General features: G+C 50.7%; 15 protein-coding genes. 5 read left to right on the top strand and 10 right to left on the bottom strand.

Translation table 11 applies throughout. The annotated features are described in order from the left end of the window. The first annotated feature begins 74 nt into the window (after positions 1–74). From UNDYM_RS00130 to UNDYM_RS00120, 3 genes are all read left to right on the top strand, one after another. On the top strand, positions 75–1,229 hold the full coding sequence (locus UNDYM_RS00130; RefSeq protein ID WP_162039194.1) for an HDOD domain-containing protein: 1,155 nt from the start codon (positions 75–77) through the stop codon (positions 1,227–1,229). A gap of 70 nt (positions 1,230–1,299) precedes the next feature. Next, the gene (locus UNDYM_RS00125) at positions 1,300–1,836 is read left to right on the top strand and encodes a hypothetical protein (protein ID WP_162039193.1); all 537 of its coding nucleotides are present in this window, start codon (positions 1,300–1,302) and stop codon (positions 1,834–1,836) included. After that, positions 1,836–2,132: a hypothetical protein gene (locus UNDYM_RS00120; RefSeq protein WP_162039192.1), complete on the top strand. Its 297-nt coding sequence runs from the start codon at positions 1,836–1,838 to the stop codon at positions 2,130–2,132. Before UNDYM_RS00125 ends, UNDYM_RS00120 begins: the two co-directional genes overlap by 1 nt. Here the strand turns inward: UNDYM_RS00120 and UNDYM_RS00115 are convergent. From UNDYM_RS00115 to puuE, 6 genes are all read right to left on the bottom strand, one after another. Next, positions 2,129–2,608, bottom strand: a complete 480-nt coding sequence (locus tag UNDYM_RS00115) for an NADH-quinone oxidoreductase subunit B family protein (RefSeq protein ID WP_197741902.1) — start codon at positions 2,606–2,608, stop codon at positions 2,129–2,131. The two genes, UNDYM_RS00120 and UNDYM_RS00115, sit on opposite strands and share 4 nt — an antisense overlap. 105 nt (positions 2,609–2,713) lie before the next feature. After that, the gene (locus tag UNDYM_RS00110; RefSeq protein WP_162039191.1) at positions 2,714–3,610 is read right to left on the bottom strand and encodes a CPBP family intramembrane glutamic endopeptidase; all 897 of its coding nucleotides are present in this window, start codon (positions 3,608–3,610) and stop codon (positions 2,714–2,716) included. 130 nt (positions 3,611–3,740) lie between these two features. Then, on the bottom strand, positions 3,741–4,184 hold the full coding sequence (locus UNDYM_RS00105; protein ID WP_162039190.1) for a carboxymuconolactone decarboxylase family protein: 444 nt from the start codon (positions 4,182–4,184) through the stop codon (positions 3,741–3,743). Positions 4,185–4,281: 97 nt separating this feature from the next. After that, on the bottom strand, positions 4,282–5,178 hold the full coding sequence (gene sigJ, locus UNDYM_RS00100; protein WP_370529498.1) for an RNA polymerase sigma factor SigJ: 897 nt from the start codon (positions 5,176–5,178) through the stop codon (positions 4,282–4,284). A 147-nt stretch (positions 5,179–5,325) separates the two neighbouring features. Continuing rightward, positions 5,326–6,423 (bottom strand): porin, encoded by a 1,098-nt coding sequence (locus tag UNDYM_RS00095; RefSeq protein ID WP_370529423.1) that lies wholly within the window; start codon positions 6,421–6,423, stop codon positions 5,326–5,328. A gap of 123 nt (positions 6,424–6,546) precedes the next feature. Continuing rightward, positions 6,547–7,500, bottom strand: coding sequence for an allantoinase PuuE (puuE, locus tag UNDYM_RS00090; protein ID WP_162039188.1), 954 nt, complete (start codon positions 7,498–7,500; stop codon positions 6,547–6,549). A gap of 351 nt (positions 7,501–7,851) precedes the next feature. Here puuE and UNDYM_RS00085 point away from each other — a divergent pair, with 351 nt between their 5' ends. After that, positions 7,852–8,697 (top strand): DUF817 domain-containing protein, encoded by an 846-nt coding sequence (locus UNDYM_RS00085; protein WP_162039187.1) that lies wholly within the window; start codon positions 7,852–7,854, stop codon positions 8,695–8,697. 328 nt (positions 8,698–9,025) lie between these two features. Here the strand turns inward: UNDYM_RS00085 and UNDYM_RS00080 are convergent, their stop codons facing one another. Beyond that, the gene (locus UNDYM_RS00080; RefSeq protein ID WP_162039186.1) at positions 9,026–9,583 is read right to left on the bottom strand and encodes a hypothetical protein; all 558 of its coding nucleotides are present in this window, start codon (positions 9,581–9,583) and stop codon (positions 9,026–9,028) included. A 782-nt stretch (positions 9,584–10,365) separates the two neighbouring features. On the opposite strand from UNDYM_RS00080, the gene UNDYM_RS00075 reads away from it, so the two are divergent. Continuing rightward, on the top strand, positions 10,366–12,255 hold the full coding sequence (locus UNDYM_RS00075; RefSeq protein ID WP_162039185.1) for an erythromycin esterase family protein: 1,890 nt from the start codon (positions 10,366–10,368) through the stop codon (positions 12,253–12,255). Positions 12,256–12,299: 44 nt separating this feature from the next. Here the strand turns inward: UNDYM_RS00075 and UNDYM_RS00070 are convergent, their stop codons facing one another. The 3 genes from UNDYM_RS00070 to UNDYM_RS00060 all read right to left on the bottom strand — a co-directional run bounded on the left by UNDYM_RS00070 (position 12,300) and on the right by UNDYM_RS00060 (position 14,638). Then, positions 12,300–12,569: a hypothetical protein gene (locus UNDYM_RS00070; RefSeq protein ID WP_162039184.1), complete on the bottom strand. Its 270-nt coding sequence runs from the start codon at positions 12,567–12,569 to the stop codon at positions 12,300–12,302. Positions 12,570–12,654: 85 nt separating this feature from the next. Next, entirely contained in the window at positions 12,655–13,659 is a 1,005-nt protein-coding gene (locus UNDYM_RS00065; RefSeq protein ID WP_162039183.1) for an ABC transporter ATP-binding protein, read from the bottom strand. Further along, entirely contained in the window at positions 13,652–14,638 is a 987-nt protein-coding gene (locus UNDYM_RS00060) for an ABC transporter ATP-binding protein (RefSeq protein ID WP_162039182.1), read from the bottom strand. The genes UNDYM_RS00065 and UNDYM_RS00060 overlap by 8 nt, the downstream gene beginning before the upstream one ends. Between the last annotated feature and the right edge of the window lie 14 nt (positions 14,639–14,652).

The following is a 14,652-nucleotide window of genomic DNA, read 5'->3' as shown; positions in this document are numbered from 1 at the left end:
AAATATACACACTGAAAGCTCTGGCGCATCATGAGTATCAAGATGCGCTCTCAGTTTGAATCGAAAGGGCAGCCGTGGCGAATACCCTGAGCAAATTCTTTAACCGCCTGTTCGGTGCAGAACAGGCCGCGCCTGTCAGCAACCAACCCACGCCAGCGCCTGAGGTTGTCGCTGCACCAAAGACACCTGAAGCAGTAGTGACGGCAAAACCCGAACCAGAGATTGCAACACCTCAGCCTGAGCCAGTACCGGTAGCAGAAACACCGGCAAGCAGTACAGCCACGATAGAAAAACTCGTCGCCTGGAAACCTGCCCTGCCTGTCGACAGCCTGTTTTTTGACTGGGTCATGGGCTACCCTGGCGAAGGCGGCAGTTTTGAAACTGAACAGACTGTCATGCAAGCATTGTACAAATTGCTGGCATCTGACCTGAACGACGCCGTCATCGTGCCACGCGTACCCAGCGTCATCCCGCAATTGCTGAGCAGCCTGCGCAGCAAGACCATTTCTGCCGGTGAATTGTCACGCCAGATCGTCAAGGACGTGGTGCTGGTGGGTGAAGTCATCAATACCGTCAACAGCGCCCTGTACAACCCGGCTGACCGTATCAACAGCCTGGAAAAAGCCGTCATGATCCTGGGTGAAGAAGGCTTGCGCCTGGTGATCGCCAAGGTCGCTTTCCGCCCCATCATCAACCTCAATGCCGGACAATTCACCCGCCGTGCTGCCCCCCATATCTGGGGTCAGTCAGAGAAATGTGCGGTGGCCTGCCATACCCTGGCACGCGATATGGACCCTTTCCACGCATTTTTGACGGGCTTGATGAAAAATGTCGGTCTCATCATCGCCTTCCGCCTGCTGGACCAGACTTGCGAGCAGGGTAAATTCAAATACTCCCCGGCCTTCCAGCCTATCTTTTCGTCGGTCGCAGCGACCCTGTCTTACCGTATTGCCCAGCGCTGGGAATTTCCTGAGCATGTAATACTGGCACTGCAGCAACAGGCAGGTGGCCGCAAAGCCATAGAATGGAGTCCCTTGGGCCACTTGCTGCATACCGCCGACCTGATCGCCAAAATGCGCCTGCTGGTCAACCATGGACAATTGAACAGTAGCGATAAAAAACTCAGGATAGGCCTGAACCCGGCGGAAGTCAGTTGCTTCGATCACTTGAATGAAATCCAGTTATATGACACAACCGGGGTACAACAGCATCCTGAAGCACAAACTTGAGAGCTTAGTGTGGGACAATAGTGGTTAAGGCAAATCTTGCCTGATTCACTAACACTAAAGAAAACTCATCATGCATATCCCCGGAATTGGGCCAGTAGAAAAAGATGAAGAAAATGGCTGGTACATCAGCCAGCCTGTACTCATCCCCGCCCTGCAAGAACAAGAATATGAATTCCTGCTCGAAGGCTATGATGAAGCCGATGACACCAGCAAGGCAGATTTTCACACTGCCATTGCCAACTTCATCAAGCTTGATCCAGCCGCACTGCGCAAAGCCGAAGCAGATATCTTTGCCTATTATCAGGACACAGCCAACTACCGCAAGTCTGAAAAACTCGACGTCGTGCAGATAGCCCAACCATCTGATGTCTGGCAGCACATACAGTATGGCTATGAAGCCCTGGTCAGCCAGCGCCCGAATGGCGACAAGACGGTATATGTGTCAGTGGAATGCGATTGCGACTGGGATGAAGAAAACGGTTTGCAACTGGTTTTCCGCAATGGCACAGAAATCAGCAAGCTGGGGCCTTTTGATGATTACCTCAGCAATGCCGATGCCTTTGGTGAAGCCAGCCTTGATAAAGTGGTGTATCAAAGCCGGGGCTGATGACAGCATTAGAGATCAAGCCCCAAAATGGAGATCAAACCATAGACTGGGCTGATTTTGTCGGGGGCGATGAATTATCGCGCCTGATATGGGATGGTTTGTCAGAAGCAGATGGCACATGGCATTACATGAATTTCACGTCTGACATGTCCATCTGGGAATCAAGACATGATGGCAGTGCCATCACCATGTACTACCAAGATGAACGCCTGCGAGAATTGCGGGTAACGCCCGGCCTGGCCTACAATTATCTCCTGCCTTACATGCTGCGCTACAAGCTCATTGTCCTTGCCTAGCGCTCTATCATTTTCCTGCTGCGTATCTTTCTCTGCAATTGTATGATCCCATAAATCAGCGTCTCTGCCGTAGGCGGACAGCCTGGGATATACACATCCACCGGCACGATACGGTCGCAACCACGTACGACTGAATATGAGTAGTGATAATAGCCGCCACCATTCGCGCATGACCCCATGGAAATGACATAGCGCGGCTCTGCCATCTGGTCATAGATGCGGCGCAGGGCCGGTGCCATCTTGTTGGTCAGTGTACCTGCCACGATCATCAGGTCAGCCTGCCTGGGGCTGGCACGCGGTATCATGCCAAAGCGCTCCATGTCATAACGTGATGCAGCGGCCTGTATCATTTCCACAGCGCAGCAGGCCAGGCCAAAAGTCAGATACCACAGACTATTGGTTTGTATCAGTTTAGTGACGTCGTCCAGACGCGTCAGCAGAACATTATCTTCTCTAATGACTTCCAGCTCTTCCATCATGACTCCCGCTATTGGCAACAGGGGCAGTCTAGCCATGACAATTGATTCATACTTGTACCAGTGCGACGGATTTGTACCGACACGTCATGGGCTGTAAAAAAATCAAGCCAACTTCGGATAGGTGAATAAAACAAAGTGACACAGATTAAAAGCCGCATGCGTGAGTATCACCCACTCCAGCCTGCGAGTCTGGTGGTAGATGAGGGCATAGCCCAGCCCTGCCACTGTCGCCAGGGCAGCATACTGCGTGCCGCCGCCAAGGTGTGCCAGGCCAAACAAGATTGCTGACAGCGCGATCGCCAGATAGCCATAGGCTGGCTTGTTACCCAGGCGATAAATGGCTTCCTGCATCAGCCCACGGAAAAAAGCTTCTTCTGCCACGCAAGTCAAAAACAGATTCACGGCAAAAAAGAGCAAAGTCGCTTCCGGCAATTTGGGAAGAAAGCGGAAAAAATGTGTCGCCAGACCAAGCACGATCAAGACTGCAATAGTCAGCAGAGCTGGCAGGGCAATGCGCTTGCCATCTGCCAGGAATTGCTTCCAGCTGCTGGCGCGCGAACAAAACAGACTCAGCAGCAGATAGCCTGTCATGCCCTTGTCGAAATTGGCATACAGGGTAAAAGGGATGGCATCATCGCTGAACCTGACTTTGTCCAGCAGCAGGATATTGTGAAAGCCGGGCACTTTGTGCATGGCCAGTAGCAGCGCTACCAGCAGTGCCAGCACGCCAGCGACTATGCGCAAGGCAAGCGGAAAGGTATTCTGGACGCTCGCCCACAGCAAGAGTGCCAGTACCAGCAATACCAGCGCTGCCACGGGTGAGATGAGAGCGCTGATCAAAGCCAGTATTCCTGCCAGCGCAGCGAGCAGGTGACCGGGTACCAGGTTTTTGACAGGCCCGGCCAACACTATTGGAGGCAACCAGGCTGCCGCGATGGCGGCATACAAGAATAGATAGGGAAGTATCTGGAGGAATGGCAACTCAGGCACTGTAGTCATGGGAAATAATCCTGTCAGGCGGTTGTTCAGGTCATACAAGATCGCCAAGGATAAATAATTTTATAAAAATGTCAATATTTATCCCTGGGCTTGTACTTGTCCTAGCCTAACTGACGACTACTGCTACGAATTAGCGCACGCTGAAACTCTTCCCACAAGCTATCGCCACCCTGTTCCAGGCATTCATTAGGCCAATGACAAACGCCAGATCCACCAGTTCTTTTTCAGTAAAGTGCTTAGGCAATTCCTGTTGCAGCTCTTCATCGACATGCTTGCCTGCGATGCCTGTCAGTGCTTCACTCCAGGCCAGTGCAGCCCTTTCTTTTTCACTGAAACATGGTGCTTCGCGCCAGCATACGAGGCTGTTGAGTCGCTGGAAATTGTCGCCGTGTTCGAGCAAATCATGCGCATGTTTATCGACACAAAAGGCACAGCCATTGATTTGCGATACCCGCAAGAACACCAGGTCGATGAGGGATTTGCCCAGGCTGCTGGCATCCAGCACCGTGTTGACGCCAGCAAGAGCTTGATAAGCAGCAGGTGCCAGGCCAGGGAAATTGAGTTTGAGTGCCATGAAATTCTCCAGTTTTTGAATGAGTCAGCGAAATTGCTTTCTTCATCTATAAGACGCTGGAGAAAACCGGTTTGTGACAGCTTGCTTGAATAATTTCTTAAATATTTTGCGATGGTAAAGTCATGCCCTGATATGCCTGCAATTTATCCGGATTGCGTATGGTGTACAGATCAAGGATTTTTTCACCATCTGTAACGATGGAGATAGTCGCATCGAGTTTGCCATCGATAAAGCGCAGCAAACCGGGTTCGCCATTGATACTGACTTCAACAAACTGCATGCGTTGCGGGTAAGTTCTGGCAACCACATGATAGAGGCGTGCGATGCGAGCCGCGCCATGCAGGATACGGTTGACGGAGGCGACCTTGCCACCACCATCACCTATCATTTGCGCATCATCGGCAAACAAGGCACTGAGCTCTTTTAAATTACCGCTTTGTGCCGCCAGACTAAAGCGTTGCAGCAATTGCCTGTGATGATCACGACTGACCGCAAAGCGCGGTTTTTCTTGCAGCACCCTTTCTTTTGCACGGTGTACCAGTTGGCGGCAGGCGGCTGCCGTCTTGTTGAGCATGCCTGCCACTTCCGGGTAATCGACGTCGAATACCTGGTGCAAAAGAAAGGCAGCACGTTCTTCCGCAGATAATCGTTCCAGCATCGTCAAAAATGCCAGCGAGACATCGCTACTGAATTCTGCCATCAGCTCTGGCGTCTGCTCATCGACTTCTATCATGGGCTCTGGCAACCACGGGCCGGTATAGTTTTCACGTTCGCGCTTGAGTACCCGCAATCTGTCCACGCAAAGACGACTGATGACAGTCACCAGCCAGGCCTGGGGTTCGCGGATTTGCAATAACTCTTCATCGCTGAGCGCATGCCAGCGCAGATAGGTGTTTTGCACCAGGTCTTCTGCTTCGGCCCGCGAAGCCAGCATGCGATAGGCAATGCCAAACAATCGGGGTCTATGGTCAGTAAAGCTTTGCAGGCGGTTCATCATGATGGTATCCGGTAGGTACATGATGATAAGACGAATCAGAGTTGGCGTTTGTGACAGTGGATAGAAAAAAAACCGCAAATCTTTCAATATGCGGTTTTTTTGTCAGCTTAAGCAAGTCAACTCAAGCAAGTTAACTTATGCAACTCAAAATCTGTGACGTATGCCAGCAATAACACTGGTGGCGCGATCAGCCGTACTGATCTTGTCACTCATCAGCACTGCATAGACGTCGGTACGCTTGGACAGGTTGTAGTCATAACCAGCCGACAGGGTATCGCGCTTGTATTCCGTATTGGCGGTCAGTGTGCCATTGCGTTTGGTGTTTGCATAAGCCAGCAGAATGTCGCCACCACCTGCGGGTATCTTGGCACCCAGGCTATAAATCTTGTCATCCATCTGCTTGCCAGCGGCATTGTCATTTTTGCTGGAGGTATAAGTCGCATACAGTTTGGCTGCAGTCAGGTCATAGCTGGCACCAACAAAGTAAGCGGTCTGGTTATTGATGGAGGCAAAATTCACAGGGGCTGACGTAGCATCAACAATCGCCGAACCACCAAGGGGATTTGATACCTGGACTTTTTGATAGAAGGCGCTCAGTGCCAGTGGGCCGTTGAAGTACAAGGCATTCAGGCCTATGTTGCGCGTGCCAGTATCACCGGCTTTTTCACCAAACTGATAATGCATATTGGCACTGAAACCTGAGAAATTGGGTGTGCTGTAAATGATTTCATTACTCCAGCCAGAGTCACCAGCTGCAGAATTGGCCCAGGTACGCGAAGCAAAACCGCCCGATGGTACATACCAGTGCAACACCAGAGGCGAAACGTCGAAAGAATCACCAAAGGGATTGAAAATCACGACGGGCAAGAAGCTCGGCGCCAGGTCACGCCCCAGCGAGACACGGCCAAAGCTGCCAGATAAGGCAACATTGGCATCGCGAGAAAACAGGGTGTCGCCACCAAAGCGGCCAGACTCACCGGTATCGGGGCGCAGGAAGGCAGTCAATGCAAATTCTGCCTTGAGGCCACCACCGAGATCTTCTACTCCTTTAAAACCAAACCAGGACGTGGTCATGCCACCGGGTGTGATGGCAGCCGTGCTGGCCTTGTCGCCACTCATTTTGACCGAGCCTACCGACAAATCCATCAGGCCTTGCACGGTAACACTGGATTGCGCCAGCGCGCTGCCTGCACACAAACAAGAAGCGACTGCCAAAACCAGTGATTTCATTTGCATTTTCATCTTTTTTCCTTCTCTCAGGTTTAACAACGATTTTTTTCAGCGTGGTGGCAAATCAAACTTTGTCAGCTTAATCTTGGGCAGGCAGGATTTGGATACATACTGCGCGGTCAACAGGCGCTGGTTTTATTTAGCTACATAGGGATGGACTTGTTTCCAGTGATTGGCAATATCGATGCGACGGCAAACCCACACCTTGTCATGCGATTGCACATAATCAAGGAAGCGCTGAAAGGCGCGGAAGCGTCCGGGTCGCCCCAGCAAGCGGCAATGCATGCCTATGGATAGCATTTTTGGTGCATTGTCGCCCTCAGGATCACCTTCGGCATACAGGAGGTCGAAACTGTCTTTGAGGTAATCATAGAAATGCTCACCCGTATTAAAACCCTGGGGCGTAGCAAAGCGCATGTCATTGCTGTCCAGGGTGTAGGGCACAACCAGGTGGGGATGCTGCTGGCCATCGCTGGTCGTCACTTGTGTCCAGAAAGGCAGGTCATCGCCATAGTAATCAGCATCATAGGCAAAGCCGCCGTGCTCGACGACCAGCTTGCGGGTATTCGGCGAATCGCGCCCGGTGTACCAGCCCAGCGGTGCTTTGCCAGTCAGCTCTCGCATGATTTGCACGGCTTGCTGCATGTGTTCACGCTCTATGGCTTCATCGAGGCCTTGATAATGTATCCAGCGCAGGCCATGGCAGGCGATTTCATGACCGAGTTCACCAAAAGCCTGGGTCAGTTCAGGATGGCGCTGCAAGGCCATGGCGACACCAAATATTGTCAGCGGCAACTGGCGTTTTTCAAATTCACGCAAGATGCGCCAGACACCAGCGCGGGAACCATATTCATAGATAGATTCCATCGACATATGGCGCGCTTCATAAGCTGCCGCACCGACGATCTCGGATAAAAACTGCTCAGACGCACGGTCACCATGCAGTACACAGTTTTCGCCGCCTTCTTCATAATTCAGGACAAATTGCAGGGCTATCCTGGCCTGGCCTGGCCATTGCGCATGCGGGACATGGCGGCCATAGCCTATGAGGTCGCGAGGGTAGTCACTAAATTGCGCCGACTGCGTCATACTTTTATTCTCCGGATGCATAATACTCGGGCAAGTGGATGCCCATTATTCTGGTTCAACGCTGAAACTGATTTAAGGAATGCAAGTGACGTGCCATCTTTGCATTTACACTAAATCATTTTTCAAATTCGCTTACGATTGTCAGCAATTTTTCAAGCTTAGATATACTGCTTTTAGTATATGTTCTATTACGCATCAATTAAACAACATAGTCTTTTTCGCAACAAGCAATTAGTGTTCAGATAGATGCGCAAATAAGTGCTCATTAAATGCTGTGTAAGTGCCCTGTAACAAAGGCAAGCATCTCATCTTCGTGACGACAAGCGCAGCAGGCTTGTTACAATACAGCCCATGCGCCTGCAATCCATAGACCAATTCCTTATCGAACCTCCCCAGCCTGAAAACCTGGCAGGTTTCCGTCGTTTTTTACTGGAGTTCTGGTATTTCGGTATCAAGGAGGTACGTTCCTGCCTGTTTGTCGGCCTGTTCTTTGCCTCGATATTGATCGTGCCAAAAGCTGGCCTGTTTGGCTTGCCGCGTTACGATGTGCTGTTTGTGATTGCCTTGCTGATACAGGCTGGCATGGTCTGGAGCAAGCTGGAAACCGTCGATGAACTCAAGGCCGTAACCCTGTTCCACATGGTAGGTTTTGCGCTGGAGGTGTTCAAGGTATCGGGCCAGATACAGAGCTGGGCTTATCCTGAATTTGGCTATACCAAGCTATGGGGGGTGCCGCTGTTCAGTGGTTTCATGTATGCCAGCATAGGTAGCTACATCATCCAGGCCTGGCGCCTGTTTGATTTACGCATACGCCATCATCCACCTTACTGGATGGCTGGCCTGATAGGCATACTGATTTACCTGAATTTTTTCACTCACCACTATATCGGTGACTATCGCTGGTATCTGGCAGCCTGTGCGCTGGGCTTGTATGCGCGTTCATCGGTGGTATTTCGCCCGCTGGACCGTGACCGCAGCATGCCTTTGCTGCTTTCCTTTGTGCTGATCGGTTTCTTTATCTGGCTGGCAGAAAATATGGGCACCTTCTTTGGTATCTGGCGCTACCCGAATCAACTGGGTGCCTGGTCAACCGTGCATGTGGGCAAATGGAGTTCGTGGTCTTTACTGGTTATCATGACCTTCACCATTGTTGCCCATCTCAAGCATATCAAGCGGCATATACATATCGCTGAATAAATCACTGAGCTGATTTCTCAAGTTTCCAGGCAAAAAAATAGCCCGCTATTAGCGGGCTTAAATCCAAACCTTAGGAGGTGTTGGAGGAGACAGGTACTACTTTAATGCGGTGCAGCATATCTGTATGCTTTATTATCCATATATCAGGTATACATATTTTGAATATCTCTGCAACAACAAATACCACTGAATTTTTCTCTTAGGAAAACAAAGCCACAGCATAGATACCAGTTATGTTTTATCCATCTCTAGAGTGAATACTCAAACTGACATTCTGTGTGCAAAACAGCTGAGGCAGATCCAGCATTTGGCTGTTATCAATGCGACTTCAATGCGGCTTTAATGCTGATTTGTTGCGACGAGGCATAGCCTTGAACACCAGAACTTGCCCGCGCTCGCGACAAGCCTGGATGATATTGTCAGCCCAGGCCCTGGTGACGAGGTAGTTACTGCCACTCATCTCTGCTTCGGTGGCGACAACATCAGTCTTTAAATCTACCCTGGCTTTATGATGCAGCCACGATAAGCCTTCTTCTTCCACTGCTTGCGTAAAGAAATTCATGAGGAGGATGGACTGATCCTCTTTCCAATACGCATACAAAGTATTCTCACCACTCTCGGTTTTGACGCTCGCAATATAAATATGCTGAGGCTTGGCTTTTGCATTGCCCGCATAGTGGCTGACAAACTGTTGCAATGCCGCGCGCATTTCCTTGGTCACTAGTACTTCTTGTGAAATTGCTGCTTGTGAAACTGCTACCTGCTCAGATTTGTCTGGCTGCGCCGCCTCTGCAAACAAGTAATGAGCAGACAGCATCATACAAATGAGGGTGCGGGAGATGAGTTGGCGTTGCAAGAGCATGAAGTTCTGAAAAGGAATTGACATGACAGTAATCATATCATTCTAACAAATCAATACCCTGACCATACAAGACGAGGGCGGATAGCGCACCAGTTGCGCAAAGAAGGGCGGACAAAAAATGGGCAAAAAAAAACCCGCAAACTTTGCGGGTTTAAATCCAAACCTTAGGAGGTGTTGGAGGAGACAGGTGTAACTATATCGCAGCGCAACAAATTTACCAAGATCTATTTATGCATATCAATCATTCACAAAACACATATCAGGGCGCATAGAATATTTCTGCATAGAATTACAATATTCGTGGAATTTAAATGCTGTAGAGGGAAAAAATTAAAAAAGCAAAAAAAAACCCGCGACCTTGCGGTTGCGGGTTAAATCCAAACCTTAGGAGGTGTTGGAGGAGACAGGTACTACTTTATCGCACCGCAGCAAATAAGTCTTCTTTATTTTTGACATAATCGTTATCACTGTTTCAGATATCTCTCACCTTATCCATGGTTTTCGCATATGTCTGCCTCGCTGTCGCTTGACTATGACCTGACTGTGGCCCGAGTTTGGCATCACAGTAGCCGGGAAATGTAATTTGCAAAATTATTCCAGTCAGGTCATTCATTAGTCCGGCATATAATGGCAATAAGGAAATTTTTCTTATCAAAAAGATTTTCTATTAGGACTTACTCAAAATTGTCCCAGCAAGGCGTAGCGACGAAGACAGTACTTTAGTACGGCTAGGAGCTACAACGCAGCTGGGGCAGTTTTGCGTAAGTCCTATCTATTTTCCTGGCAGACTACACTCCACACCATCCATGTCATTTTTACGCCTGCACTCCCTGCTCCAGCAATCCGGCAAACCTCTTGCTTGTATTGGCCTGGCGCTCGCCTCTTCCTGCGTGGCCACCACGGCTAGTGCGGCAGATCTGGCAACAAGCAATCTTGGCTTTGAAGAATGGCAAGCAGGGCCAAGCCTGCCGTCTGGCTGGAAGATGCTGATGGAAGCACATACCGTCAGTGCGGACTGTGAGCTGGCGAAAGAAGGTAAATGTTCAGTCAGGATAGCAAGTAATGCAAAGACCCCAAAAGGCGCGATGACAGCCATAGGGCAAACACTGGTCGCCAGCACGATAGGTGGTCATCCCTTGCGCTTGTCTGGCTGGATCAAAACCAGAGATGTCAACAATGGCCGCGCAGAACTCTTGTTCCAGGTTGATGGTAAATTAAAGAAAGCCGTGGCAGAGGCCATACTGGCCAAGCGTGGCCCTACTGGCAGCAAGGACTGGCAACGCTTTGAGATTAAAGTGCCAGTGGCAGCCAATGCCGCCTTGGTACATTTTGGGGTAGGCCTGGTGGGCGAAGGTACGGCCTGGTTTGATGATATAAAACTGGAGGTCGATGAAAGTATTGTGGTGCCTGATATCGCGGAAATAAAAAAACCAGCACGTCCACAAAAGTCCATGCAATTGCTGGATGATCAGAGCCTTGCTTTGCCTGCTGGATTGATCCCAACCATACAACCCGCATGGCAGGCAGGCATACAAAAAAACACCCACAGCCTGCGCTCGCTTTTTAGCGATGACTTCAGCGACCTGCAATTCCTGAAGCCCTTGTTGAAAGACAAACGCATCGTGCAACTCGGTGAAAGCGCCCATGGCGTTGCAGAATTCAACTGGATGAAAACACGTCTGATTAAATTCCTGCATCAGGAAATGGGATTTGAACTCATCGCCATGGAAGCATCAATGACTGCGGCCGATGCAGCTTATGCCAATCTCGATAAAACGTCTGCACTTGAAGCCATGCTCAGCAGCCAGTTTGGCACCATCGCCACTGATGAAACCCTGGACTTGTTCAATTACCTCAAGCAGGGTGCAGCAGGCAAACCCCGCCTGATACTTGCCGGATTTGATAATCAGGACAGCGGTTATCTGGGTCATCAAAACGTTATCGCCAGGTTCAAGTCCATGCTACAGACGATAGACCCAGCCTTGGCCGGGCAAGTGGATGGCATAGAAGAGAAATTGAATGCCCTGCTCAACAAGCAAATACCGGTGACTGCGGCAAGTGATTTGCCTCAGCACTATAAGCTCATCGCAGATACGCTATTCAAGAACCGCACAACACTGGTAAAGCAATTTCCGGCATATATGGTGGATATGACGATACAGGAAGCCAGATCAAGGCTAAGCTTCAGTCAGCAAATGGCCTTCGCCCCCATGAGCAATGAATACACAGAAATGCGCGACCAGCGCATGGCAGAGAACCTGAACTTCCTGGCCGACACTGTCTATCCACAAAAGAAGATCGTCGTCTGGGCCCATAATTTTCATATTGCCAATGACTGGGCAGACAAAGCCCACGCAAAAACCATGGGTGTATGGATGGCAGAAAAGCGCCGCAAAGAAATGTACACTATAGGTCTGTATATGGGTCGCGGTGTTCTGGGTAGTTACGGCAAGGAAAACTATACTGAAATTGCAGCGCCACCAGCAGGTGGCATGGAAAGCATACTCGCGAATGGCCGTTTGAAAATGAGTTTTGTTGATTTTTCTCAAGCAAAACCGGATGCCAGTAATAGCTGGATGTTCGCGCCAGGCTATGCACGCTATTGGGGTACGACGCCAGAGGCGATTACTCCAGCCAAAGCCTATGATGCAGTGATTTACATAGACAGTGTTACTCCTTCAGAGTACCCACACTAAGCTCGAAAACATGACGCCTGAAATATGCGCAGACTGTGCATGTTTCAGGCAGAACCATCATCGGCATCGGCCAGATTACCGACGTCAAAATCAAAGTCATTGTCATCGCCTGACTGGTTTGCCGAACGCCTCGCCTGTTTTCTCTTCAACTCTGCGGCAGCCTCTTCTTCCTGCCTTTCACGTTCACGAATATCGCGCAATTCTTGCCTGGACATGACGATAGTTTCAGGCAGGCTAATGCCGCACTTTTCGCATTTGGCATAGCGTCGGTTAAAGACGGCAAAACCACATGCGGGGCATTTTTTTTCAGGCATTCGACTCTCCGGCTTTATCATTTGTCAAACAGCGCATCGACCATTCCTGTGACTCATGAATAGATAAAACGCCACAAGATAACAATCAGGTATTTAAATGGCAAGCTGAAAAATGTGATGGCGCAACTTCCTTGAATGCTGGCTGCTCAGTCACGCACCTGGGCATCGCATGCGGGCAGCGTGGATGGAAATGGCAGCCAGTCGGTGGATTAAGCGGGGAAGGAATTTCACCCTTGATGGCGATGTATTCCATCTTGCGCACTTCCAGCCTGGGGGCAGATGCCAGCAAGGCTTGCGTGTAGGGATGATTAGGTCGCTCAAAAATTTCTGTCGTCGCGGCGGATTCAACTACGCGGCCCAGGTACATGATGAGTACACGGTCAGACACATGCCTGACCACGCCAAGGTCATGGCTGATGAACAGATAAGTCAAGTTCAGTTCATCACGCAGTTTGATGAAGAGGTTCAAAACTTGTGCCTGTATAGACACATCCAGCGCCGCTACCGCCTCATCGCATACCAGCAGTTCAGGCTTGACAGCCAATGCCCTGGCGATACCGACGCGGGCGCGCTGGCCGCCAGAGAACTGGTGCGGGAAACGTTTCAGCACAGCCGGGTCCAGCCCTACTTTTTGCAGCACGTGTTCTACATATTCCTGTTGTTCAGCGGCCTTGATGATGCCATGCACGACCGGTGCTTCACCGACGATGTCTTGCACACGCAGGCGCGGGTTCAGCGAGGCATATGGGTCCTGGAATATCATTTGCACGGCGAGTTGCATTTGCTTGCGTTTGGCCTGGTCCATGTGTGCCAGGTTTTCACCACGCCACCAGCGTGTACCATCAGACAAACTGTGCAAGCCCACGGCCATGCGCCCCAGTGTAGATTTGCCACAGCCGGATTCACCGACCAGGCCGACAACTTCACCCGCTTGCAGGCTCAAATCGACTTGATCAACGGCGTGGACGATTTGCTGTTTGCTTTCAGCACCAAATAGCTGGGTCAGCTTATCTGTCAGTGCCACAGGTTTGGCAAAACGCTTGCTGACCTGGCGCAGTTCCAGCAAGGCTGACTGGCGGATATCAGTCATGCGTCACCTCAGCCACTGCGTGCATGGGATGGAAGCACAATACACTGTGGCCTTGCAGATTTTCTGCCACCGGGTCCTTTTCACAAACTGCAGTAGCACGTTCACAGCGCAGGCGGAATGCACAGCCTTGCGGCAAATTCAGCAAGGATGGAGTTGCCCCCGGTATCTGACGCAAGCTTTGCCCATGCAGGTTGCGTGATGGTGATGAGGCGATCAGGCCGTGGGTGTAGGGATGCATAGCCTGCTCCAATACTTGTTGCACGCTGCCGCTCTCGACTTTCTTGCCAGCATACATGACGGCGACAGTATCAGCCAGGCCAGCCACGACGGACAGGTCATGGGTAATCCAGATCAATGCCGTGCCAGATTCGCGGCAGAGTTTTTGCATTTCATACAGGATCTGGCCCTGTATGGTCACATCAAGTGCGGTAGTCGGTTCATCACAAATAATCAGCTCAGGCTCATTCAAAAGTGCAATGGCGATTGCCACCCTTTGCCGCATGCCGCCAGAAAACTGGTGAGGATAGGCCAGTAGTCTTTCATCTGGCGAGGGTATGCCCACCTTGACCAGTGCGGCGCGTGCCATGTCGCGTGCTTTTTCGCGGCTGACCTGTTGATGGGCAAAGATGGTTTCCATCATTTGCGTATCGATGCGCAAGACCGGGTTCAGGGTCATCATCGGGTCCTGGAATATCATGGCGATGCGGTTGCCACGGATTTGCCGCATGGCTTCTGCCGACATGCTGCGCAAGTCCTGGCCCTTGAACAAGACCTTGCCCGCCGTGACTTTACCAGGAGGATCGATCAGGCCCATGATGGAATAAGCCGTCATGGATTTGCCAGAACCAGATTCACCGACCAGGCCCATGATTTGCCCAGGCTGCACGCTGAAGCTGACATTATTCACCGCACGTACAGTACCGGCACGGCTGGCAAATTCAGTCTGCAGGTTTTGCACTTCCAGAGTCGCGATTGTCATGTTGTGTGTTCCAC

Origin of the sequence: Undibacterium sp. YM2, assembly GCF_009937975.1 — a bacterium.
GTDB lineage: Bacteria > Pseudomonadota > Gammaproteobacteria > Burkholderiales > Burkholderiaceae_D > Undibacterium.
The sequence above is the reverse complement of the archived record's forward strand: the minus strand, read 5'-3'. Positions and strand labels throughout refer to the sequence as shown.

Coding starts and splice junctions, on each gene's coding strand:
- UNDYM_RS00075 (WP_162039185.1), top strand. CDS start 10,366: ATGTCATTTTTACGCCTGCACTCCCTGCTCCAGCAATCCGGCAAACCT.
- UNDYM_RS00105 (WP_162039190.1), bottom strand. CDS start 4,184: ATGGCACTCAAACTCAATTTCCCTGGCCTGGCACCTGCTGCTTATCAA.
- UNDYM_RS00070 (WP_162039184.1), bottom strand. CDS start 12,569: ATGCCTGAAAAAAAATGCCCCGCATGTGGTTTTGCCGTCTTTAACCGA.
- UNDYM_RS00125 (WP_162039193.1), top strand. CDS start 1,300: ATGCATATCCCCGGAATTGGGCCAGTAGAAAAAGATGAAGAAAATGGC.
- sigJ (WP_370529498.1), bottom strand. CDS start 5,178: ATGAACCGCCTGCAAAGCTTTACTGACCATAGACCCCGATTGTTTGGC.
- UNDYM_RS00080 (WP_162039186.1), bottom strand. CDS start 9,583: ATGTCAATTCCTTTTCAGAACTTCATGCTCTTGCAACGCCAACTCATC.
- UNDYM_RS00120 (WP_162039192.1), top strand. CDS start 1,836: ATGACAGCATTAGAGATCAAGCCCCAAAATGGAGATCAAACCATAGAC.
- puuE (WP_162039188.1), bottom strand. CDS start 7,500: ATGACGCAGTCGGCGCAATTTAGTGACTACCCTCGCGACCTCATAGGC.
- UNDYM_RS00115 (WP_197741902.1), bottom strand. CDS start 2,608: ATGGAAGAGCTGGAAGTCATTAGAGAAGATAATGTTCTGCTGACGCGT.
- UNDYM_RS00085 (WP_162039187.1), top strand. CDS start 7,852: ATGCGCCTGCAATCCATAGACCAATTCCTTATCGAACCTCCCCAGCCT.
- UNDYM_RS00065 (WP_162039183.1), bottom strand. CDS start 13,659: ATGACTGATATCCGCCAGTCAGCCTTGCTGGAACTGCGCCAGGTCAGC.
- UNDYM_RS00110 (WP_162039191.1), bottom strand. CDS start 3,610: ATGACTACAGTGCCTGAGTTGCCATTCCTCCAGATACTTCCCTATCTA.
- UNDYM_RS00095 (WP_370529423.1), bottom strand. CDS start 6,423: ATGAAAATGCAAATGAAATCACTGGTTTTGGCAGTCGCTTCTTGTTTG.
- UNDYM_RS00060 (WP_162039182.1), bottom strand. CDS start 14,638: ATGACAATCGCGACTCTGGAAGTGCAAAACCTGCAGACTGAATTTGCC.